This is a genomic window from Gaoshiqia sp. US2 (assembly GCF_059705485.1).
In genome coordinates, this window is sequence record NZ_AP048550.1 from 1,211,685 (window position 1) to 1,233,869 (window position 22,185).

Genomic DNA, 22,185 nt, shown 5'->3' on the forward strand with positions numbered 1-22,185 from the left:
TCCATTCACCAAGGTATGTCCGGGCGGTTGACGGACAGACCGGCTATGCTGTCCGATCCGGCCTCATTAAGCGATTTACCTGCAAATCCTGACAAGCCGGTGTTTGTCACCATTGACGACTTTTCAACTTTCAGGAGGTACATGTCGCTTAGTTCGTTTGTCCTATGGGACGGCAATAAAAATTTCAGCCCAACCTTGGATACCCTTCTGTACTTGTACTGTTTAAAGATGCCGGATCCGGGAAATTCATCAATTACCAGGACTGCCCCGGTGCTGTCCGTATAAACCCAGGGTTCTCCGGCCAACTCCAGTATTGCGAGGGTTGAGTCTGTGACAATCAAAGGTTGATTTTTGGCATAAAAACCAATTTCATAGTCCATGTTGTTCATCACGAACAAGGTGGCGTTTTCTGATCCCGCAGCGTTGAAATCGCGGGTGGCAATGGGGGTTGCGTTGTACCTGAAAATTTCAGGGAAAAAATGAACCGTTAGGATCAGGTTGACAAAAATAATTGCCATCACAGGAACGTGAATAAGCTTTTCTGCAACCGACGCTGATTTTCTTGTAACGTAAACCAACGCCCCCAGCAGGAAAATGACGGAAATCCATAACAGCAGATTGCCGGAAGGGAAAAACACGGTGGGCATCAGCAGCGAACCAACAACCAGCAAGGCCAAGGCGATGTGTTGGAAAACGACAAGTGTTTTGGATGTTTTGGAAGAAAAAACCTTGCCGGAAATGACTTTGTCCGTCCACTTTGCCGCGATGATGGCCATGAGCGGAATTACCGGCAGCATGTAATGGGGGCTTTTCATTTTTGATACGGACAGGATGGCCAAAAACAGGGGGATTGCCAGGGTCAGGCCTTCTTTTGCCCCTGAAAACGAAAATTTTGCCAATATCCACCTTCTGATCTCCTGGAAAACCCCAAAATAAGCCAATATTGAAAATGGCAGGAACAAATAGGCGAACGTGTGCAAATAAAATAAAGGATCGCTGTTGTTCCCGGTATAAGCTCCGGTAATGCGCCCTGCGTTGTTGGTCCAAAAGAAAAACTTCAGCCCGCCGGCCCCGAATTGATGATAAAGCCCCGCCAGAGCCGGGGCTGCAATCAGGGCCACGATTATCAGCCCGGGCAACCATGGCAAAGGCCAAAGCAGGCGGTACTTTTTTGTGACCAGGATGTGAGACACGATCGCAAAAACCGGCACCGCCAACCCCACCGGCCCCTTGGTGATAACGGCAAAACCAATAAAAATAAACCCGGCCAGGTAATTCCACCTGTTCCCTTTGCTGATGAACAGGTAAAGCTGCCACAGCGCGATGATGATGCACATGGACAGGATAACGTCGGTATGGGTGTCGTTGTTATAAAGCAACATGCCTTGCGAACTGATCAGCATGATTGCCGCTATTGTGCCCGTCCCTTTATTGTAAAGCGCTGCACCTAACCGGTAGGTTGCATAAGTCCCGAAAAGGGTGAACAAAAAAGTCGGAAGTTTAAACGCGAAATTGGACAAGCCAAACAGTTTGAATGAAAGCATACCAAGCCAGAACATGAACGGGGGTTTCTGGTCATACGGTTCATCAAATACCTTCAGGTGAATTAAATCGCCCGATTCAAGTATGTTTTTACTGACGGCTGCATATTTCCCGGAATCAATCACCAAATCAAACCGGAGCCCGGCAATATATACCAGAAGCAGGGCCAGCCCCGTCAGCCAATATTTGAGCGGTATGTTATTTCTTAAAGCCATATTAATTCAGTTTATTTGGTTTGCACTTAAAGACTGGTATAAAAATCCGGATCAGAGATTAAAAAGCGCTCACAGAAATGTTACAAAGTAGTTATTTATCAGCAGAAAATCAATAAGAATGCAGCCTGTCCGGCGGTGGGCGTTCAGATTCCAGAATAAAGAGACACCACAAGAATTTTTTTTGTAATTTTAAGAAGCGGATAAATGACCTGTCTATGAATGAGGACTTTTTACACTTCGTTTGGAAACACCGTTTGTTCGATCCTGCCGAAATGCAAACAACAAACGGCGTTCCGGTTCAGGTTTTGTCCACCGGGATGCTGAATACCGATGCCGGGCCCGATTTTTTCAACGCCCGCCTTCAGATTGATGATACGGTTTGGGCCGGAAATATTGAAATTCATCAAAAAGCATCGGATTGGTACCGGCACACGCATGAGTTGGATGCTGCCTACGATAATGTGATCCTGCATGTGGTTTGTGTAGACGATCAGAGCGTGAAAAACTCGAAAGGTCAACCGGTGATGAACCTGGTGTTGCCGTATAATAAACAGCTTGAAACCAATTATTCAGACTTGCTCAGGTCGAAAGGCTGGATTGCCTGTGCAGACCGGTTTCACCGGATGGATGAGATGACGATGCAAATCTGGTATCATTCGCTGATGGTAGAACGCCTTCAGCAAAAAACAACGGAGATTTTACAACGTTTGGCGCAAAACAAGAACGACTGGAATGAGACATTTTACCAGTTTTTAGCCCGGAATTTTGGATTCAAAACCAACAGCCTGCCGTTTGAACTGTTGGCAAAGGCTGTCCCCCTGCACGTGCTGGCAAAACACAAGAATGACCTGTTTCAGATCGAATCGCTGTTGTTCGGAACATCGGGCCTGCTCAATGAGGAGCTGATCGGGGATGAGTATTTTCTGGCCTTGCGAAATGAATATGCGTTTTTGTACAAAAAATACAAGCTGAAACCGATGGAAGGCCACTTGTGGAAGTTTCTGCGTTTACGCCCGGTGAATTTTCCGACCATCCGGATTGCCCAGTTTTCCCGCCTCATTCATCAGTCTTCCTCCTTGTTTTCGAAACTGATGGAGCTAACCGATCTGAGCGAAATCAAACAGTTGTTCATGGTGCAGGCATCAGATTACTGGACAGAACATTACCGATTTAATAAAGTGTCGGCAAAAAGGGTTAAACACCTGGGCGAGTCGTCGTTTTACAACATTGTGACCAATACCCTGGCGCCTTTTTTGTTTGTTTACGGCGACCATCACAACAGGCAGGATTTAAAAGATTTATCACTTGAATACCTGGAACAGCTTTCTTCCGAGCATAATTCAATCATCGCCAATTGGATCAAAACCGGAGCAAAGGTGCATTCCGCCTTTGATACACAGGCACTGATCCAGTTGAAAAACAACTACTGCGATCATAAAAATTGCTTACATTGCACCGTGGGGACCAAGCTGATCAGCGCAGGCAGTCGGGAGGTGGAAGAGACAACGGGTCAGGCATAAGACAAAGAAGAAAATAGACGGATAAAAACTTGACATTCAAAGAATTTTAATTACTTTTGCGCAGATTTTTGAGAAATTAATTTTAAGCCGTTGTTATTGAAGGCGATGCTGCGGCTTAAACATTGTATCACCATTTAAAAATAAAAAGTATGTATTTGACTTCTGAAAAGAAAGCAGAGTTTTTTGCAAAATTTGGTAAAAATGCAACGGATACCGGTTCGGCCGAAGGGCAGGTTGCCTTGTTTTCATACCGGATTGCTCACCTGACTGAGCACCTGAAGAAAAACAAAAAAGATTTCAGCACGCAACGCGCATTGGTCAGCCTGGTAGGTAAACGTCGTAGTTTGCTGGATTACCTGGCAAAAAAAGATATTGAAAGATATCGGCATATCATAAAAGAACTCGGTTTACGCCGCTAAAAATTGTTCATAATAAAAGGCAATAAATTTATTGCCTTTTATTATTTTTGAAATCCCCGCCACGGATCACACAGTACGTATTGTTAAATTATTTAGTTCAAATTTATTTATGAGTCAAGCAATTATTAAGACAATTGACCTTGGAGACGGACGGACAATTAGTATCGAAACCGGACGCCTGGCCAGACAAGCTGACGGGGCAGTTGTTGTAAAAATGGGTGATACCATGTTGCTGGCAACTGTTGTATCAGCCAAAGAAGCCAAAGAAGATGTTGATTTTATGCCTGTTTCTGTGGATTATCGTGAAAAATTCTCCGCAGCAGGTCGTTTTCCTGGTGGGTTCCTGAAACGGGAAGCTCGTCCCAGCGACGATGAAATCCTGATCGCACGTTTAGTTGACCGTGCTCTGCGTCCGTTGTTCCCGGCCGATTATCATGCCGAAACAGCCGTGATGATTACCCTGATCTCTGTTGATGAAAATGTGATGCCTGATGCTCTGGCGGGGTTGGCTGCTTCTGCTGCCATTGCCGTTTCAGACGTTCCGTTTGAATGCCCGATTTCAGAGGTCCGCGTGGGCCGGATTAATGGCAAGTTTGTGGTCAATCCGAGCGCCGCGCAGTTGAAAGAATCGGATATCGACATTATGGTTGGCGCCTCCTACGACAACATCATGATGGTGGAAGGCGAAATGGACGAAGTGTCGGAAGAAGATATGCTCGACGCGATTAAAGTGGCGCACCAGGCTATTCGTGTTCACTGTAAAGTTCAGGAAGAACTGGCTGCCGAAGCGGGCAAACCCAAACGCGAATACTGCCACGAGGTGAACGACGAGACCCTGCGCCAAAAAGTACATGCCGATCTGTATGAAAAATGCTACGGAATTGCCACACAGCGTATTGCCGACAAGCAACTTCGTATGGCGTCGTTTAGCGGGCTTGTTGACGAGTATATTGTTGCTTACCGGGAGGCGAATGCCGAAAATGCAGAGATTGACCTGGAGCAACATGTGAAGCTCATCAAAAAATATTACCATGATGTGGAAAAAGAAGCCATGCGCCGCATGATTCTGGACGAAGGAATTCGTCTGGATGGCCGTACAACCACCCAAATTCGCCCTATTTGGGGCGAGGTGGATTACCTGCTGGGCTCTCATGGTTCGTCAATCTTTACCCGGGGCGAAACCCAGTCGCTTTCGTCGGTTACCCTGGGAACTAAGATGGATGAAAAAATTATCGACGGTGTAACCGTGCAGGGAACCGAAAAATTCCTGTTACACTATAATTTCCCTCCCTTCTGCGTGGGCGAGGCAAAAACGCCGCGCGGTTTGAGCCGCCGTGAAATTGGTCACGGGAACCTGGCTTACCGCGCCCTGAAACGCATGATCCCGGAAGATTTTCCTTACGTGGTGCGTATCGTTTCAGATATTCTCGAATCAAACGGCTCATCCTCGATGGCTACGGTTTGCGCCGGTACCATGGCGATGCTGGATTCAGGAATGAAAATGAAACGACCGGTTTCGGGGATTGCGATGGGGCTGATCACCGATGAAAACAAAAAATTCGCGATCCTTTCAGATATTTTAGGCGACGAAGATCACCTGGGCGATATGGACTTCAAAGTAACCGGTACCGAAAAAGGGATTACGGCTACACAGATGGACATTAAAGTGGATGGCCTTTCTTACGAGGTGATGTCGCAGGCCTTACAACAAGCCAAACAAGGTCGCGAACACATTCTGGGTAAAATCCTGGAAGTTATCTCGGAACCGCGTGCCGAATTTAAACCGAATGTACCGCGTGTGGAAACGGTTCAGATCCCGAAAGACATGATTGGTCCGATTATCGGACCTGGCGGTAAAAACATCCAAAAGTTGCAGGAAGAAACCAAAACAACCATCGTTATTGAAGAACGCGATGACTTTGGCTATGTCGAAATCTCCGGCTTAAATAAAGAAGCGCTCGATGCTGCAAAAGAACGGATCAAGCGGATCATTGCCCTTCCTGAAAAGGGTGAAATCTACAAAGGCAAAGTAAAATCGATTACAACCTTTGGCGCTTTTATCGAAATTCTTCCGGGAAAAGAGGGACTGCTGCACGTTTCTGAAGTCGCCTGGGAACGTATCCAGAATACCGAAGACGTTTTGAAAGTCGGAGAGGAAGTTGAGGTGAAACTGCTCGATATTGATCGTGACAACAAATTGAGACTTTCCCGCAAGGCGCTTCTTCCGAAACCTGAAGGTTATGTGGAACGCCCGGAACGCGAAAACCGCCCTCCCCGAAGAGATGACGGCGACCGGCGTGATAATCGCGACAACCGCGACCGGCGTGATAACCGTAACAGAAGATAAAAAATGTCATGCTTAGATATAAAATGCCCGTTTATCGGGCATTTTTTTTCACCTTTGATTTTTTTTAATTTTGTAATGTTCCGGGAAAAAAGAGACGGATAATGACGTGTAAAGAACTGAAAATTAAATTATCCGGAAATGAAAGATTTAAGCTGTTTCATGGTATTCTTATTGATGATTTCGTGTACTGATCAAACGGTGAAATATCCTGTAACAAAGAAACTTGTGGTAACAGATCGTTACTTTGGCGCTGAGGTTGAAGACCCTTACCGCTGGCTGGAAAACGACACCTCGGCCGAAACGGGCGCCTGGGTGGAAGCGCAAAACGCCGTTACTTTTGCCTACCTGAGCAAGCTTCCAAACCGGAAAGTAATCAGGCAAAAACTGACCGATTTGCTGGATTATCCCAAATACGGGGTTCCTTCCAAAAAAGCCGGCAGGTATTTCTTCTATAAAAATGATGGTTTACAAAACCAAAGCGTGCTGTATATGACCGATTCGCTTGACGGCGAACCGCAGGTCGCACTCGATCCGAATACCCTGTCGGATGACGGAACAATTGCCCTTTCGGGCGTCGAAATTTCAGACGACGGCACATACCTGGTCTATAAAATTGCCCGCAGCGGTTCCGACTGGAACGAGATTTTTGTAAAAAACATGGAAACCGGCAAACTTCTGGATGATCACATCGTTTGGGTGAAATTCTCAGGTATCAGCTGGTACGATGGAGGCTTCTTCTACAGTGCTTATGATCAGCCGGTTGATGGAGGCCGGCTGTCTCAGTCGAATGAATATCAAAAAGTATATTACCACAAACTTGGTACGTCCCAGGCCGACGATATGCTCGTCATGGAAGACAGCGAAAAGCCAAAACGAATGTTTGTAGCCGGAGTCACTGAAGACAAGCGTTTTCTGTATGTAACCATCAGCGAGTCAACGAGTGGAAATGCCTTATCGGTGAAAGACCTGAACAGAAAAGGCACCCGATTTGTGCCGGTGATGGAAAGTTTTGATTATGAGTTTAATGTTGTTGATAATGTTGGCGACGATTTGTATATCCTGACAAATTATCAGGCCCCGAAATATCGTTTGATAAAATTGAACATCGCGGAGCCGGAAGAAAAATACTGGCAGGAGATTATTCCAGAGAAGGAACATGTATTGGAGTCGGCAGACTTTGCCGCCGGGAAACTGATCGTTAAGTATATGAAAGACGCCAGAAGTGAGCTGGAGGTTTATGATTATGCAGGCGATTTTGCTTACGCGATTGAATTGCCGGGAATCGGAAGCGTCGAGTCTTTTTCCGGTAAAAAAGACGAACAGACTGCTTTTTACAATTACCAGTCGTTCAATACGCCGGGCGAGATTTATCAATACGATTTTGAGAAGAAGGAAAGTCGCCTGCACTACCGGCCCGAAGTCCGGTTCAACCCCGATGATTACCTGGTGAAGCAAGAGTTTTATCCATCGAAAGACGGGATGAAGGTTCCTGTGTTCATTGTTCACAAAAAAGACCTGAAGATGGACGGGAACAACCCCTCTTTGTTGTATGGTTATGGCGGCTTCAATGTCAGCCTGACTCCTTCTTTTTCGTCAACACGTATGGTATTTCTGGAGAACGGCGGGATATTGGCCGTGGCTAATTTGCGCGGAGGAGGCGAATATGGTGAAGAATGGCACAAGGCGGGGACTAAGTTGCAGAAGCAAAATGTTTTTGACGACTTTATTGCGGCGGCAGAGTACCTGATTGCCAACAACTACACAAATCGGAATAAACTGGCGATCATGGGCGGATCGAACGGCGGATTGCTGGTGGGGGCAGTGGTCAATCAGCGGCCCGATCTGTTTAAAGTAGCCTTGCCTGCCGTTGGGGTGATGGATATGTTACGCTTTCACCGGTTTACCATTGGCTGGGCCTGGGCCGGAGATTACGGCACCAGCGACGACAGTCGGGAAATGTTTGAATACCTGTACGGCTATTCGCCTTATCACTGCCTTCGGAAAGGAGTCGCATACCCGGCAGTACTGGTTACTACGGCTGATCACGACGACCGGGTGGTGCCGGCACATTCATTTAAATATGCTGCCCGCTTGCAGGAATGCCAGGCCGGCAAGTTGCCCGTTTTGATCCGGATTGATATCAAAGCCGGTCATGGAGCCGGAAAACCGACCACGAAGGTGATCGACGAGTACATGGATGTCTGGTCGTTTATGTTTTTTCATTTGGGGGTAAAAATGTAATTCACGCAGCAGGTATCCGTTTTAAATATCGTATTTTTATATCCCGGAAGTAATAGGCTTCCGGGATTTTTGCGTTATGAAAATCAATTACTTAGTCATAGAAGGAAATATCGGTTCGGGAAAAACCACGCTGGCAAATAAAATTGCCGAAGATTTTGGCGCCCGCACCATTCTGGAGGGATTTGACGATAACCCCTTTCTGCCCCGCTTTTATGAGGATCAGGATAAATACGCGTTTCCGCTTGAGATGTCATTCTTGGCCGATCGTTACAATCAACTGAGTAAAAATATCCAGGAGTTTGATTTATTCAGCGCATTTCTGGTGTCTGATTATTACTTTATGAAATCCTTGATTTTTGCGCAGAACACCTTGTCGGACGACGAGTATCAATTATATAATCGTTTTTTCAAAATAATATACGACAAGATACCAAAACCCGATTTATACGTGTACCTGCACCTGAACGTCGAAAATTTGTTGCGGAATATCCGGAAGCGAGGACGACGGTATGAGCAAAACATTGATGCTGAATATCTTAATAAGATTAGCACAGGGTATTTTAGTTTCTTCAGGCAACAATTGGATTTTCCGGTTTTGCTGATTGATACCAATAATATCGATTTTGTGGACAATCCGGATGATTATAAACGGCTGATTGGTATTATTTTTGATAAGGGGTATCGACCCGGAATAAATCGTGTTTTGTTGGATTAAAAAAGCATTGTTGCCTCTTTTAAATCATTAAAACATTGCTATTTTTGTAAATATTAATGGGTTAATTACGAAATCAATATTTTAACACTGTCAAAATGAAAAGATTAAACTTTAAACCTCTTGCCTCGATTGTGCTGGCAGCTTTAGTACTTTCCGGCTGCTCTGCCCTGAAGAAAATGAAGAAGAATGCTGATCAGATTAACTTCCAAGTTACTCCTGAAGTTCTTGAAACACACGGCGGCGACGTGGATGTTGCTATTGACGGGCGTTTCCCTGAATCCTATTTCAATAGAAAAGTAACGCTTGTTGCTACTCCGGTCCTGAAATATGAAGGTGGAGAAACTGCTTTTAAACCGGTTACGTTGCAAGGAGAGAAAGTAGATGCGAACAACAAAGTAATCAGTTACAACGGCGGTAGTTTTGCCTATAAAGATGCGGTTGACTACACGGATGCCATGCGCCTGTCGGATCTGGAACTTCGGATTACCGCTTCGAAAGGAGTAAAAAGCCTTGATTTTGATCCGATTAAACTGGCCGACGGGGTTATTGCTACCTCAACGATGGTGGTGAATTTCCCTTCGCCGATTATTGGCGTTCAGCGCGAGAAGAACACAACCGGAATTTATGATCCGAACATCGATAAATTCCAGCGTATTGTCCCGGATTCGTACACGGCTGATATTCACTACCTGATCAACAGCGCTGTTCTTCGCAATACCGAGTTAACGGCCGAAGACATTGTTAAGCTGAGGGAATATACAAAAGACGCTTTCAACGCAGAACGTAAAGATCTGAAAGGTGTTGAGGTTTCGGCTTACGCCTCTCCCGACGGTGCACTCGATCTGAATACCAGGTTGTCTGAAAATCGTGAAGGAACTTCAAGTAAATACGTGAAAGATCAGCTGAAAAAAGATAAAATTGAAGCTGAACTGAAAACAAAATTCACTCCCGAAGACTGGGACGGATTTAAAGAATTGATGGAAAAATCAAACATTCAGGACAAAGAACTGATCCTGCGTGTACTATCCATGTATTCTGATCCTGAAGTCCGCGAACGCGAAATTAAGAACCTGTCTCAGGCATTCACTTCAGTGGCTGATGAAATTCTTCCGCAATTGCGTCGCGCCAAGATTACAACAAGTGTTGACCTGATTGGTAAAACTGACGAAGAAATTGCCGCTTTGGCAGATTCAGATCCTGCTTCATTGAACCCGGCTGAACTGTTGTATGCTGCTACATTGACGACCGACAAAAACAAACAACTGGCCATCTACAACTCGTTCATCAAAGTTTATCCGAACGACTGGAGAGGTCCGAATAACGCCGGTATGGTGTTGGCCCAGCAAATGAAATATACGGATGCCAAACCATTGTTTGAAAAAGCAGAAAAACTGAAAAACGACGAGCCAATCATCAAAAACAACTTAGGCGTTATTGCACTGGTTGAAGGCGACCTGGCAAAAGCTGAACAACTGTTTGGCGCTGCATCGGGTGCAGGCAGCGAAGTAAACTACAACCTGGGTATTGTTGCCATCAAAAAAGGCGAATACGACAAAGCTGTAAAACTGTTGGGCGACTCTGATTCTCCCAATGCCGGGTTGGCTAAAATTTTGGCCGGCGATAACAACGGCGCACTGAAGTCATTGGAAAGCTGCACCTGGGAAAACTGCTTCGTTTCAGAATATTTAAAAGCCGTTGTAGGCGCCCGTACAGCAAAAGAAAACCTGATGTACGAAAGTCTGGAAGCTGCTGTTAAAATAAATCCTGAGCTGAAAGCTAAAATTGCTACGGACATGGAATTCGCCAAATATTTCAACGAACCGAAATTTCAAGCCATTGTACGTTAGTACAAAAGCAAAAAGATAAAAAGAAAAGCGGCTTCATTTGAGGCCGCTTTTCTTATTCTGTCACGCGTTATCTGTACCTGATTTTTTTAAACAAATCCCACAACACGATACCGGCGCTTACCGAGACATTAAATGAATGCTTCGTGCCGAATTGCGGGATTTCAATGGCGCCGTCGCACAAGTCAATTACGCTTTGTTGGACACCTTTCACTTCGTTGCCAAAAACCAAGGCCAGCTTGTCTGTTGGCGTGGGCATAAAGTCAGGCAACAGGATACTTTTGTCGATTTGCTCGATTGCAAAAATGCGATAGCCCTTTCCCCGGAGTTGGCTAACTGAGTCTTCCGTATGCTCGAAATAAGTCCAATGAACCGTTTTCTCCGCGTCGAGCGCTGTTTTATGTATTTCTTTATTGGGCGGGGTGGCCGTAATGCCGCATAAATGAATTTCTTCAATCAGCAGCGCATCAGAAGTCCTGAAAAAAGATCCAATGTTGTTGCAACTCCTGACATTGTCCAGGACCACAATGACCGGAATTTTTTCTGTCTGTTTATATTGGTCCGGTTCCAGTCGGTTTAACTCCTGTGTACGTAGTTTACGCATAGTTCTGTTTATTTTTACCAATCAACCGCTTTTCTGCGAAAAGGCATCGTCATACACCTGGCGCCGCCGCCACCCCGCGCCAGTTCCGAGCCGGCGATGGTGATCACACATTTCTTTTTGGCCGGGATTACGGCTGTCTGTTCAAGAATATCACGGGCTCTGATCACTTCAAATCCCTGTTTGCTAAGTTCTTCAATGGTGTTTACGTTTCGCTCATAGCCGATGATCTGTCCGGGGCTAAACGCGAAGAAGTTAGCGCCGCTGTGCCATTGTTCCCGTTCCTGGGCCCACATATCGTTACTTCCGCCACAAAAAACAGGCTTCAAATCCATCCCGAGTTTTTGCAAGGCTTTCGGAAGATTTTGTTCTTCCGAGATTTTGCGTACCTCGCCGTTATCAACCTGGATGTGGATGGTATGAAAACGGTTTGTTCCGAGGATGAGCGGTTGGTACACCATGCAGGTGTCTTTATCCAGGAAGGTGAACACCATATCAAGGTGAATGAACGACTCGGGCATGTCGGGCAGTTCCTGGACCAGGATGTGCCTCACAGGTCCTTTTTCGGCCTTTATCCCTTCCAAGATGAAATCGATGCCCTGCGTGGTGGTCCGGATACCGGCGCCAATGACCAGGATGTCCTCGCGGGCTACCTGGAAATCACCGCCTTCAATCGACAGATTTTTTCCGGCAGCTAAATTTTCGGATTTCTGCGGGTTTAGGGTTTTGGCCTTAAGCGTTGGATGATGATGAAAGATATATTCCATGATCAGCGCTTCCCGGTCGCGTACCTTGTTAGCCATTTTCCCGATAAGCACTTGGTTGCCAAAGGCCATGGATGCGTCCCTTGTAAACAGGAAGTTGTGAAGTGGCCAGAGGCTGAACCGCTCCTGACTGAGGTAACGAGTCAGGTTGTTCCGGTTGATGGGTACCCCTTGGATGAGCTGCCGGGCAAGTTCATTCGATCCCAACTCATTTAAGCCCGGGAAGATGTCTTCTGCATTCTCCTGAAGACAAATCTCGCTTAAAAGACGTACTTTCACGGTTTCGTCCTGTAAAACCTCGGTTAGCAGATCTGTAATTTCGTAACATGGACTGACGGCAGACAAAACTCCTTTCAGTTGTTTGTATTCTTCGCGGGCCACCGATAAATTCAGGATATCGCTGTAAAGCGCCCGTTTGGCTGTTTCCGGAGTCATTTCTTCTACTTCAAGGCCGGGTGTATGGATGATCACTCCTTCGAGTTCCCCAAACTCGGAGGTGAGATTGACCTTCATCTTTTCTTTCATATGTAACCCTTTTCAGAAATTTTAACAAAGATAATACTCTGGGCTGACAGATAATCTGATAAAAACTTGTTCGTTTTGGTTTAATAACATATTATCTTCGTTCCCTGATTATGAAGCTGATTTTTATCGTCATATTTTTCAGTCTAGTGCCCGTGTTCGACGGATACACACAGCAGAAAGATTCGCTGCACTACCTTGAAGCCATCCGGGAAGACGGGGATACCTTGCCGCACCGCGAATTGGAGCCCATAACGGTGTATCCCCGGAGTAAGTTTAAGTCGCGCAGGATGGAACAGCAATACTGGAAGTTGGCCATGCGGGTCAAAAAGGTTTATCCGTATGCTCAAAAAGCAGCCGAAATCATGAAACAATACGAAGCCCGCTTTCTGGCAACGAATGATCCGAAACAACGGAAAAAATTCGTGAAGCAGGCTGAACAAGAATTATTCGATGAATATGGCCCTCAATTGAAGAAACTCTCGGTTTCGGAAGGACGGATACTGATTAAGCTGATTGACCGGGAAACGAAACGCACCTCATATGAGTTGATTAAAGACCTGAAAGGAGGCGTTACAGCATTCTTCTGGCAGGGAGTGGCCCGTTTGTTCGGGAACGACCTGAAAGCCGAATACGACCCGGTTGTGGAAGACCGGTTGATTGAAGAAATTATTTTTTACATCGAAATTGGCATGTTCTGATGAAACGGACCTTTATTGCCATAAACGTCGGCCTGAATGCTGAATTCAGCGAGCTGGTCTTTCAGTTGAAGAAAAACTTGTCGGGTGAACAGATTCGCTGGGTTCCGGGACATGACCTTCATTTAACCCTGCGGTTTTTAGGCGATACCCCGGATGAAGGATTGATCGCGATAAAAGTGGCATTGCAGCAATTGTCCAAAACAGCTAAATCATTTTCATTGCGGCTTCAAGGGGTTTCATCATTCAAACATCGTGGTGTTCCGGGTGTCATTTTCGTTGAGGTTCAAGAAAGCAGGCAGCTACACGAATTGGTTACCGATTTAAACGAACTTATGGCCGGCGCCGGATTTTCCCCGGTTGGAAAGGCATTTAAACCGCACCTAACGCTGGCCCGGATCAAACAGTTGAAAGACTTAGGGCTTGATACAAAATAAACTTTACATATTTGGTACAATGGAATAATTCCATTCTCCATGAAAATCGTTTTTTGTGATATTTATCTTTCTCAAATCCTCATCTATTATTTTAATTCCTTTTTCATAGACCGTGTCATCGATTTTTGCTTTTATCAACAAGCCTTTTGTTGTTGTCGTAGCTGCAATCAGGCTTACTATTACCTGTAGGCTTGTCAGTGGTTTTGCCCGCCAGTTCATGGAGATATATGAAAACATCCTGTGTTCAATTTTATTCCATTTGCTTGTCCCTGGCGGAAAATGGCTTACAATTATTTCCATGTCCAACTCATTTGAAAGTGACTGTATTTCTGATTTCCAAAGACGGCTTCTCGCACTGTTGCTCCCGCCACCATCTGCTGTTATGAACAGGCGTTTTGATTTTCCGTACAAACCCGCCCCCATTTCATACCACCAGTTCCGTATGGATGAAACGGCAAACTTAGCTGTGTCGTAATTAACCCCAACGCTTACCCAGCCTTGGTTTTGCTCTATATCATACACCCCGTAAGGTATGGCTTTCCCTAGTTCCTTGTCGACAAAATCGTAAACCTTTACTTCGGGGGATCCGCCTTTTGGGTGCCATTCTTGTCCTGAATTCTTATAATTCCCCACTAATTCCTTCTTTTTGCAATCTACCGAAATAACCGGGTCCCCTAAAGCAATAAATTCTGTCGCCACTTTGTTGATATGTTCAAACTGTGCATCCCTATCTTCGTGTTCCCCGCCTTCGTCAACCTTCTTATTACCCTGCAAGCTAAACCCTTCGGAACTCAATATACGGTTAACTACGTTATAGCTAACATTATACCCTTTCCTTTTTAACTCCACCGCTATCTTTCTCGTACTCTTGCTTGTCCATAAAAGTGTATTCATCGGGTCTCCAACAGTATGGGGGCCTACCAATTCGCGGACAGCTTCTGTTAATCCAATTTCTTTGTCTGTCAGCTTTTTTCTGCCACCACCAGTCTTTCGGTTGCTTTTTAAATCAATCTTGTTTACATCTGCCGACCGCAATTCTTTAATCCCTGACGTTAGCGTCACCCTGGAAAACCCAGTAAGTTTAGCAGTTTTACTTATACCCCCACGCCCATGCCCGATCGATTCTGATGCCAAATACAGACGCTTGCTTTTTTCATCTAAATGGGGCAATAGCAAATCATATTTTTCCTGTAAAAGTTTATCGCTTTGCATACATTTTGTTTTTTTCAAATGTACATATTATTTCGTATCAAATCCTTAGCTCATTTTTACCGGGTCTTAAATTGTGCTGGTGGGGGAGAATACCAGGAAGTTCAGGTAAAGGAGATCATCTTCTATGAAAGTATTCTAAAAGCTACCGGACCGGTTTATACGCCCTTGATGAAATTTCCGCTAAGTGAGTGCTGACGCCAGTCGATGCAGCAAATAATTGCTTGGGGTTTATACCAATAAACTGCTGCCGCTGTATTTCAGTTTTTCGGTGATTTCGTGCATGATATTTTGTGCCTGCAGCAATTCATTCATCGAAACAAGGATCGCCGGCCTGTTTCGTATAGCGCTTACAAAGTGTCTGAGTGCATTCTGCTCCGAAGAAAAAAGTTTTGTTTCATTTAGCGGCGCCAACTGAAATGAAATGACAGCGTCTTCCTTCCTGAAAATTTCGATCATCGATTGGTTACCCGTAAAACGGGTCGAAAAAACCAGATGCCCCACGGTACCGGAGTGAAAAGAAATCCGCAGATCCAGAACAAAAGAATGATCATCGCCTTCCAACATCAGTGCTTCGGTTTTTTTTGGTTCGGTTTTGTCCTGATGGATCAGGTAAAGGATCAGGTACAACAACTGGTCGTCGTAAGTTATTCCGGCGCTGGCGGCCATACGGATATTAATCAGCAGCGGCGACAGGAGGTCGCCGTAAATCTCCAGGTTCTCTGAAAGAAATATGTAAGGATTGAAAATCTGGATAACGGAGCCGGCTTCATCTCCCAGGCATATCAGACTTTTGATTTCCGGGATTGAAAGCTTGGGAAGAAACCGGGTAAAGATGTGACTGCTTTTACGGATGGCTGTTCTTAGCAGCGCCAGGCCCGGAGACGGCGTTTCCAGGTAAATGGCATCTGACCCATTGATCAGTTCACCAGCCTGAGAAACAGTCATTTTCTCCGGGACCCCGAACACAGGAGCGGATACACCCGTAATTTTCAGTTCTCTGAATTTGTTGATCAACAATGTTGACCGGGTTACCGAGTTTGCTTCCGAAAGTATGCCTACTCTGATCATAGCTGCAAATTAGAAATAAAAAGCTATTTTAATGTCCGGTATCAGCGAGAACTTTTCAACCGTGCTTGTTGATAATGTATTTTTTCCCGGTTGTTACCCGAACGGCTTTTTAAACTATTTTTGTTAGAAATATAAAAAGAAGATGGATCCCCGCGATACGTTGAGGCATAAGGGCATGAGAAAAAGATTGGTCGAAGGTCTTAAAATTAAAGGAATAAAAGACCAGAGAGTACTCGAGGCGATTGCCAAAGTGCCCCGTCATTTGTTTATGGACAGCAGTTTTATCCAGTTTGCCTACAAAGATCAAGCTTTCCCGATTGGGGCCGGTCAAACCATCTCACAGCCTTATACCGTTGCCTTTCAAACGATGCTACTGCAACTGGAAAAGAATGAAAAAGTTCTCGAGGTAGGTACGGGCTCCGGTTATCAGGCAGCTGTTCTGGTAGAAATGGGTGTCAATGTGTATACCATTGAACGTCAGCGCGAGTTGTACCTGAAAGTTCAGCAATTGTTGCCTGAACTGGGCTATCATCCAAAATTCTTTTACGGCGACGGCTATAAAGGACTGCCCACTTACGGACCTTTTGATAAGATTATTGTCACAGCAGGAGCCCCGGTTATTCCTGATGAACTTTTGCAACAGCTTCGCATTGGCGGACGGCTGGTTATTCCTTTAGGCCAAACAGACAAGCAAATTATGACGGTGATCACCCGGGTAGATGAAAAAGAGTTTAAGAAGGAATCGCACGGAACATTTGTCTTTGTCCCCATGTTAAAGGGAACAGAAAAATAAACTTCAGTATGATACAGATTCAGAAATTCACGTTTAATCCGATTCAGGAGAATACGTACATTCTATATGATGAAACCGGCGAATGCATCATTGTTGACGCCGGATGTTATTTCGATGATGAACAACACGAACTGACCGGTTTTATTGAAAAGAATCACCTTAAGCCGGTAAAGCTGGTAAATACCCATTGCCATTTCGACCACATCCTGGGAATATCTTATTGTCGGTCGAAATACCAGATCCCGTTTCTGGCGCATGCCGGCGACCTGTTTCTTGTTGAAAATGTTGTATCTCAGGCAGCGTTGTTTGGAATGACGGTTGAGCCGGTTGACGCGCCGGACCAGTTAATTGATGAAGGCGATTTGGTTCAGTTTGGCCACTCACAGCTCGAACTGATTCATGTCCCGGGACATGCTCCCGGAAGTCTGGTGTTGTATCATCCGGAACAAAAGTTTCTGCTGGCCGGCGATGTGCTCTTTTACGGAAGCATCGGGCGTACGGATTTGCCTCAGGGAAGCTTCGAGCAATTGGTCGGAAATATCAAATCGAAACTACTGGTTTTACCCGAAGAGGTGGTGGTTTACAGCGGTCACGGGCCGGAAACCAGCATCGGGTTTGAAAAACTGTCCAATCCGTTTTTAATGGACTAAAAAAAACTCTGTGGATGTTTGTAATTCAAGGATAGTAAAAATCATTTTTTATCCCTGAACTTCATTCTATTATTGGATAAAAATTAAAGACATAATATTCATACGCATGGGAAGTGATAAATTTGCGGCCAGACACATCGGCCCCCGGGAACAGGATATCCGGAAAATGCTCGAAAAGATTGGCGTTTCATCATTGGATGAGTTGATTCATCAGACTGTTCCTGAAAATATCCGGCTGGAAAAACCGTTGCAACTGGAAGACGGACTCACCGAACGGCAATATTACCGCAAGATTTTGGCCCTGGCTAAAAAGAACAAGGTATTCAATACCTATATCGGAATGGGTTATTACGACACCATTACACCGGCTGTTATTCTGCGGAACGTGTTGGAAAATCCGGTTTGGTATACATCATATACACCTTATCAGGCCGAAATTTCACAAGGCCGTCTGGAGGTTTTGCTGAACTACCAGACCATGATCTGCGAACTGACCGACATGGAACTGGCCAATGCCTCTTTGCTCGATGAAGCAACGGCAGGCGCCGAGGCGATGATCATGATGTACAACGCCCGTTCACGCGATCAGGTAAAAGCCGGAGCCAATGTGGTGCTGGTCGATCAGTCTGTTTGGCCGCAAACGCTCGATGTGTTGAAAACCCGTGCTGTTCCTTTAAATATTGTATTGAAGGTGTTGGACGCCGCTGACTTTCGCTTCGATGACGGCGTTATCGGTGCAATTGTCCAGTATCCGAATGCCAACGGCGAAATCGTTTCATACGCCGAACTGGTTGAAAAGGCCCATGCCCATGATGTTAAGGTGGCTGTTGCTGCTGATTTGCTCAGCCTGGCGATCCTGACTCCTCCGGGAGAGTGGGGGGCCGACATTGTTTTTGGCAGTTCGCAGCGATTTGGTGTTCCAATGGGATATGGCGGTCCGCATGCGGCATTTTTTGCAGCAAAAGATGCCTATAAACGCAATATGCCCGGCCGTATGATCGGAGTTTCAAAAGATCATCACGGAAACCGGGCCTTACGCATGGCTTTGCAAACCCGCGAGCAGCATATTAAACGCGAACGGGCTACCTCGAATATTTGTACCGCCCAGGCGCTACTGGCAACAATGGCTGGTTTTTACGGCGTCTATCACGGTCCCGAGGGGATCAGGCAGATTGCCGAGCGGATCCACCGGATAGCGGTTTTACTCGAAAAAGAAATTACGGCACTTGGTTATAAACAACTCAACACGAATTTCTTTGATACCATCCGTTTTTCCTTGCCCAAGTATGTGAAACGTGAAGATATTGAATGGTTATCGCTCGAGCTGGAGATGAACTTCCGTTATTTTGAGAATGGTGAGGTGGGATTAAGCATCGACGAAACTACAAATCTGGATGATATTAACTGGATTATTGAGGTGTTTGCCAAAGCGGCCAATAAACTTTCGTATCCGAAAATAAAAGGGTATCCCGATCAGTCAAAAATTAGCGCTGCCAATCAGCGTAACAGCAAATACATGCAGCAGGAGGTGTTCAATAAGTACCGTTCCGAAACGGAAATGCTGCGTTATATCAAAAAACTGGAACACCGGGATATTTCATTGACCCACTCGATGATCCCGCTGGGTTCCTGCACCATGAAACTGAATGCGGCCACGGAGATGCTGCCGTTGAGCTGGATTGAATTTGGAGGGATGCACCCCTTTGTGCCTAAGAACCAGGCGCGCGGTTACCAGGAAATGATGGAAGAATTGCGTCGTGATCTATCCGAAATTACCGGGTTTGCCGACGTGAGCTTACAACCAAATTCCGGCGCTGCCGGCGAATATGCCGGGTTGATGGTGATTCGTGCCTATCACCTGAGCCGCGGAGAAGATCAGCGAAACGTGGTTTTAATTCCGGCTTCAGCTCACGGAACCAACCCGGCAAGCGCCGTGATGGCCGGGATGGAGGTCGTGGTTGTTCCCTGCGACGAAAAAGGGAATGTTGACGTGGAAGCTCTTCGTCAGAAAGCCGCGGAATATAAAGATACCTTGTCGTCTTTCATGGTTACTTATCCGTCAACACACGGCGTGTTTGAGTCATCCATCATCGAAATGTGCGAAATTATCCACCGTAACGGCGGACAGGTTTACATGGACGGCGCCAATATGAACGCCCAGGTGGGATTAACCAACCCGAAACGAATCGGGGCCGACGTTTGCCACCTCAACCTGCATAAAACATTTGCCATTCCACATGGCGGAGGTGGTCCGGGTGTAGGGCCAATCGCTGTGGCCGAACATCTGGTGGAATTTTTACCGTCTCATGCCGTGATGAATAACGGTCATATCGGGATTACAGCGGTCTCGGCAGCCCCCTGGGGAAGCGCATCCGTTTTGCCGATCACTTACGGGTACATTAAAATGCTGGGCGCCGACGGCTTAAAACGCGCCACTGAAATCGCCATCCTGAACGCTAACTACATCGCTGAATCGCTAAAAGAGACCTACGGAATTGTTTATACCGGCGAAAAAGGCAGGGTTGCTCACGAAATGATCCTGGAATGCCGTCATTTTAAAGCCGAATCGGGTATTACCGAGGCCGATATTGCCAAACGCCTGATGGATTATGGTTTTCATGCGCCAACCTTGTCGTTTCCGGTTCACGGAACATTAATGGTTGAGCCTACTGAAAGTGAAGCGAAAGAAGAACTGGATCGTTTTATTGAGGCCCTGAGTTCGATTTATCTGGAAATTCAGGACATTATCGCCGGGAAACTCGATAAGACGGATAACCCGCTTAAAAATGCTCCTCATACGGCCGAAACGGTTACATCGGATCGTTGGGAACATCCTTACAGCAGACAGCAAGCCGCTTTTCCGCTTGCGTGGTTAAAAGAAAATAAATTTTGGCCACCAGTAGGGCGTGTTGATGATGCTTTTGGCGACCGAAACCTGGTTTGTACCTGTGCTCCAACGGAGAGTTATCAATAAGTAGCGATTTTGTGATTGCCTTTTTGTAACTTTGGATAAGTTTTAGACAATATGATTACTTATCCGATTGCGAAAATTAACATTGGGTTGCAAATCACCGCGAAACGCCCGGATGGTTTCCACAACCTGGAAACCATCTTCTATCCGGTACAAATTCAGGATGCCCTGGAAGTTGTGCCGGCGGATGATTTTAAGTTTGATATAACCGGGCTGGCGTTGGAAGGTGATCCGATGGAAAACCTGGTGGTGAAGGCTTACGGCCTGTTGAAGGCCGATTATACGATTCCAAATGTTCATATTCATCTGCATAAGAATATTCCGACAGGGGCAGGATTAGGTGGCGGTTCGTCCGATGCTGCCGGTATGCTTGTTTTGTTGAATAACCTGTTTAATCTGGAAATACCGGAGGAAAAACTGATGAGCTATGCCTTGCAACTGGGTAGTGATTGTCCGTTTTTCATTCATGGAAAACCAGTTTATGCCACGGGACGAGGTGAGATTATGAACGACATCCGCTTAATGCTCAGGGAATATTTTCTGATTATCGTCAAACCTCCCGTTCATATTTCCACGGCCGAAGCCTATCAGAATATTGTTCCGCAAAGGCCTCGTCTTTCCTTAAAAGGATTAATTGGTTTTTCGGTAAACAAGTGGAAAGGGAACATCCTGAACCAGTTTGAACGCTATGTATTTCAGCTTCATCCCGAGGTAGGGCAGATCAAACAAAAATTGTATGATCAGGGAGCGGCCTTTGCGTTAATGTCGGGTAGCGGTTCTGCGGTTTACGGACTTTTCAGAACCGAGAAAAGGGGCATCGAAAGCCTTTTCCCGGATGATTATCAGGTATACCGGATACGCCTTTAAGATTTCCTTAAGATAAGTTTTACAAACTTTAACGGGTTTACTTGTAACGAATCTTGTTTTTATTAGTCTATACGATTGAAAACAATCAGAAACAAAAACAAGTAAGTCTTAAAGTTATGAAAACACATGTGAATCAAATTGCATTTATTCTGGCAATCGTGGTTGTTGGTTTAACCGGCATCAATGCGAAAGTGAATCCAAAAATCTTTATTCCCGAGCAGGAAGAAGAACTTAAAATTGAGGCATGGATGACCGAAGACGATTACTGGAAAAAAAAACAAAACGAAGCGATCTCTGAACCTGCTCCCGAGGTTGATCCGGAACTGGCCCTTGAAGCCTGGATGTGTGACGAAAGCTATTGGAAATAATGGTGCAGTCATTCTGACTATACAGGAAAAAAAAGGGGCCGATTAAGCCCCCTCTTTTTATACTGGAATAATTTCGATCATCAGAAATTTCTTCGGAACTTTATCCCCTGCTTTAACATTTACGGCGACAATTTTACCGTCAAACGGCATCTGCACCAGGTTGTGCATTTTCATCGCTTCCAGGATCAGTAGCGGATCGCCTGTTTTCACTTTATCGCCTGGTTTTACAAATACATCGATAATGGTACCCGGGATGAATGAATGCAGGTTGTTCTCATTTGGTTTTTCCCATTTGACACGGTTTCTGTATTTGTTCGTGTATTCCGTTTTATATACAGCGCTGTGTACAATAATGGTTTCTAATTTTTGTTCTTCTGCCATAACTGGTCTT

Annotated in this window: 19 protein-coding genes; 13 read left to right on the forward strand and 6 right to left on the reverse strand. The window is 45.6% G+C overall.

Going from position 1 to position 22,185, the window contains the following annotated elements; translation table 11 throughout:
- Positions 1 to 5 precede the first annotated feature (5 nt).
- Positions 6 to 1,757, reverse strand: coding sequence for an ArnT family glycosyltransferase (locus tag AC6H3C_RS04685; protein WP_497519521.1), 1,752 nt, complete (start codon positions 1,755 to 1,757; stop codon positions 6 to 8).
- A 215-nt stretch (positions 1,758 to 1,972) separates the two neighbouring features.
- Between AC6H3C_RS04685 and AC6H3C_RS04690 the strand changes: the two genes are divergently transcribed.
- From AC6H3C_RS04690 to AC6H3C_RS04715, 6 genes are all read left to right on the forward strand, one after another.
- Entirely contained in the window at positions 1,973 to 3,277 is a 1,305-nt protein-coding gene (locus tag AC6H3C_RS04690; RefSeq protein WP_497519522.1) for a DUF2851 family protein, read from the forward strand.
- Between the two features lie 149 nt (positions 3,278 to 3,426).
- A complete protein-coding gene (gene rpsO, locus AC6H3C_RS04695) occupies positions 3,427 to 3,696 on the forward strand; it encodes a 30S ribosomal protein S15 (RefSeq protein ID WP_497519523.1) in 270 nt (89 codons plus the stop codon).
- A gap of 109 nt (positions 3,697 to 3,805) precedes the next feature.
- Entirely contained in the window at positions 3,806 to 6,043 is a 2,238-nt protein-coding gene (pnp, locus tag AC6H3C_RS04700) for a polyribonucleotide nucleotidyltransferase (RefSeq protein ID WP_497519524.1), read from the forward strand.
- 138 nt (positions 6,044 to 6,181) lie between these two features.
- Positions 6,182 to 8,284, forward strand: coding sequence for a prolyl oligopeptidase family serine peptidase (locus AC6H3C_RS04705; protein ID WP_497519525.1), 2,103 nt, complete (start codon positions 6,182 to 6,184; stop codon positions 8,282 to 8,284).
- A 76-nt stretch (positions 8,285 to 8,360) separates the two neighbouring features.
- A complete protein-coding gene (locus AC6H3C_RS04710; RefSeq protein ID WP_497519526.1) occupies positions 8,361 to 8,999 on the forward strand; it encodes a deoxynucleoside kinase in 639 nt (212 codons plus the stop codon).
- A gap of 95 nt (positions 9,000 to 9,094) precedes the next feature.
- Complete coding sequence (locus tag AC6H3C_RS04715) at positions 9,095 to 10,846, forward strand: tetratricopeptide repeat protein (RefSeq protein WP_497519527.1); 1,752 nt, start codon at positions 9,095 to 9,097, stop codon at positions 10,844 to 10,846.
- A 67-nt stretch (positions 10,847 to 10,913) separates the two neighbouring features.
- Here AC6H3C_RS04715 and AC6H3C_RS04720 read toward each other — a convergent pair whose 3' ends face one another.
- Both AC6H3C_RS04720 and AC6H3C_RS04725 read right to left on the reverse strand, forming a co-directional pair.
- Positions 10,914 to 11,447, reverse strand: coding sequence for an RNA methyltransferase (locus AC6H3C_RS04720; RefSeq protein ID WP_497519528.1), 534 nt, complete (start codon positions 11,445 to 11,447; stop codon positions 10,914 to 10,916).
- 14 nt (positions 11,448 to 11,461) lie between these two features.
- Positions 11,462 to 12,733 carry an arginine deiminase gene (locus tag AC6H3C_RS04725; protein WP_497519529.1) on the reverse strand — a complete coding sequence of 424 codons (1,272 nt, stop codon included), beginning with the start codon at positions 12,731 to 12,733 and terminating at the stop codon, positions 11,462 to 11,464.
- A gap of 110 nt (positions 12,734 to 12,843) precedes the next feature.
- On the opposite strand from AC6H3C_RS04725, the gene AC6H3C_RS04730 reads away from it, so the two are divergent.
- Positions 12,844 to 13,431 (forward strand): DUF4294 domain-containing protein, encoded by a 588-nt coding sequence (locus AC6H3C_RS04730; protein WP_497519530.1) that lies wholly within the window; start codon positions 12,844 to 12,846, stop codon positions 13,429 to 13,431.
- Entirely contained in the window at positions 13,431 to 13,865 is a 435-nt protein-coding gene (thpR, locus tag AC6H3C_RS04735; protein WP_497519531.1) for an RNA 2',3'-cyclic phosphodiesterase, read from the forward strand. The genes AC6H3C_RS04730 and thpR overlap by 1 nt, the downstream gene beginning before the upstream one ends.
- Before the next feature lie 3 nt (positions 13,866 to 13,868).
- Here the strand turns inward: thpR and AC6H3C_RS04740 are convergent, their stop codons facing one another.
- On the reverse strand, positions 13,869 to 15,077 hold the full coding sequence (locus tag AC6H3C_RS04740) for an ISAzo13 family transposase (RefSeq protein WP_497515874.1): 1,209 nt from the start codon (positions 15,075 to 15,077) through the stop codon (positions 13,869 to 13,871).
- 228 nt (positions 15,078 to 15,305) lie between these two features.
- Positions 15,306 to 16,145, reverse strand: a complete 840-nt coding sequence (locus AC6H3C_RS04745; protein ID WP_497519532.1) for a hypothetical protein — start codon at positions 16,143 to 16,145, stop codon at positions 15,306 to 15,308.
- Positions 16,146 to 16,320: 175 nt separating this feature from the next.
- Between AC6H3C_RS04745 and AC6H3C_RS04750 the strand changes: the two genes are divergently transcribed.
- From AC6H3C_RS04750 to AC6H3C_RS04770, 5 genes are all read left to right on the forward strand, one after another.
- On the forward strand, positions 16,321 to 16,938 hold the full coding sequence (locus AC6H3C_RS04750) for a protein-L-isoaspartate(D-aspartate) O-methyltransferase (RefSeq protein WP_497519533.1): 618 nt from the start codon (positions 16,321 to 16,323) through the stop codon (positions 16,936 to 16,938).
- 8 nt (positions 16,939 to 16,946) lie between these two features.
- The gene (locus AC6H3C_RS04755) at positions 16,947 to 17,588 is read left to right on the forward strand and encodes an MBL fold metallo-hydrolase (protein ID WP_497519534.1); all 642 of its coding nucleotides are present in this window, start codon (positions 16,947 to 16,949) and stop codon (positions 17,586 to 17,588) included.
- Between the two features lie 106 nt (positions 17,589 to 17,694).
- Positions 17,695 to 20,562, forward strand: a complete 2,868-nt coding sequence (gcvP, locus tag AC6H3C_RS04760) for an aminomethyl-transferring glycine dehydrogenase (protein ID WP_497519535.1) — start codon at positions 17,695 to 17,697, stop codon at positions 20,560 to 20,562.
- Between the two features lie 51 nt (positions 20,563 to 20,613).
- Positions 20,614 to 21,426: a 4-(cytidine 5'-diphospho)-2-C-methyl-D-erythritol kinase gene (gene ispE / locus AC6H3C_RS04765; RefSeq protein WP_497519536.1), complete on the forward strand. Its 813-nt coding sequence runs from the start codon at positions 20,614 to 20,616 to the stop codon at positions 21,424 to 21,426.
- A gap of 116 nt (positions 21,427 to 21,542) precedes the next feature.
- Positions 21,543 to 21,794: a hypothetical protein gene (locus tag AC6H3C_RS04770; RefSeq protein ID WP_497519537.1), complete on the forward strand. Its 252-nt coding sequence runs from the start codon at positions 21,543 to 21,545 to the stop codon at positions 21,792 to 21,794.
- A 57-nt stretch (positions 21,795 to 21,851) separates the two neighbouring features.
- On the opposite strand, the gene AC6H3C_RS04775 is transcribed toward AC6H3C_RS04770, so the two are convergent.
- Positions 21,852 to 22,175, reverse strand: a complete 324-nt coding sequence (locus AC6H3C_RS04775; protein ID WP_497519538.1) for a biotin/lipoyl-containing protein — start codon at positions 22,173 to 22,175, stop codon at positions 21,852 to 21,854.
- Between the last annotated feature and the right edge of the window lie 10 nt (positions 22,176 to 22,185).

Bases quoted from the DNA above. Each gene is read 5' to 3' on its own strand.
- AC6H3C_RS04685 (WP_497519521.1), bottom strand. From the start codon at position 1,757: ATGGCTTTAAGAAATAACATACCGCTCAAATATTGGCTGACGGGGCTG.
- AC6H3C_RS04690 (WP_497519522.1), top strand. From the start codon at position 1,973: ATGAATGAGGACTTTTTACACTTCGTTTGGAAACACCGTTTGTTCGAT.
- rpsO (WP_497519523.1), top strand. From the start codon at position 3,427: ATGTATTTGACTTCTGAAAAGAAAGCAGAGTTTTTTGCAAAATTTGGT.
- pnp (WP_497519524.1), top strand. From the start codon at position 3,806: ATGAGTCAAGCAATTATTAAGACAATTGACCTTGGAGACGGACGGACA.
- AC6H3C_RS04705 (WP_497519525.1), top strand. From the start codon at position 6,182: ATGAAAGATTTAAGCTGTTTCATGGTATTCTTATTGATGATTTCGTGT.
- AC6H3C_RS04710 (WP_497519526.1), top strand. From the start codon at position 8,361: ATGAAAATCAATTACTTAGTCATAGAAGGAAATATCGGTTCGGGAAAA.
- AC6H3C_RS04715 (WP_497519527.1), top strand. From the start codon at position 9,095: ATGAAAAGATTAAACTTTAAACCTCTTGCCTCGATTGTGCTGGCAGCT.
- AC6H3C_RS04720 (WP_497519528.1), bottom strand. From the start codon at position 11,447: ATGCGTAAACTACGTACACAGGAGTTAAACCGACTGGAACCGGACCAA.
- AC6H3C_RS04725 (WP_497519529.1), bottom strand. From the start codon at position 12,733: ATGAAAGAAAAGATGAAGGTCAATCTCACCTCCGAGTTTGGGGAACTC.
- AC6H3C_RS04730 (WP_497519530.1), top strand. From the start codon at position 12,844: ATGAAGCTGATTTTTATCGTCATATTTTTCAGTCTAGTGCCCGTGTTC.
- thpR (WP_497519531.1), top strand. From the start codon at position 13,431: ATGAAACGGACCTTTATTGCCATAAACGTCGGCCTGAATGCTGAATTC.
- AC6H3C_RS04740 (WP_497515874.1), bottom strand. From the start codon at position 15,077: ATGCAAAGCGATAAACTTTTACAGGAAAAATATGATTTGCTATTGCCC.
- AC6H3C_RS04745 (WP_497519532.1), bottom strand. From the start codon at position 16,145: ATGATCAGAGTAGGCATACTTTCGGAAGCAAACTCGGTAACCCGGTCA.
- AC6H3C_RS04750 (WP_497519533.1), top strand. From the start codon at position 16,321: ATGAGAAAAAGATTGGTCGAAGGTCTTAAAATTAAAGGAATAAAAGAC.
- AC6H3C_RS04755 (WP_497519534.1), top strand. From the start codon at position 16,947: ATGATACAGATTCAGAAATTCACGTTTAATCCGATTCAGGAGAATACG.
- gcvP (WP_497519535.1), top strand. From the start codon at position 17,695: ATGGGAAGTGATAAATTTGCGGCCAGACACATCGGCCCCCGGGAACAG.
- ispE (WP_497519536.1), top strand. From the start codon at position 20,614: ATGATTACTTATCCGATTGCGAAAATTAACATTGGGTTGCAAATCACC.
- AC6H3C_RS04770 (WP_497519537.1), top strand. From the start codon at position 21,543: ATGAAAACACATGTGAATCAAATTGCATTTATTCTGGCAATCGTGGTT.
- AC6H3C_RS04775 (WP_497519538.1), bottom strand. From the start codon at position 22,175: ATGGCAGAAGAACAAAAATTAGAAACCATTATTGTACACAGCGCTGTA.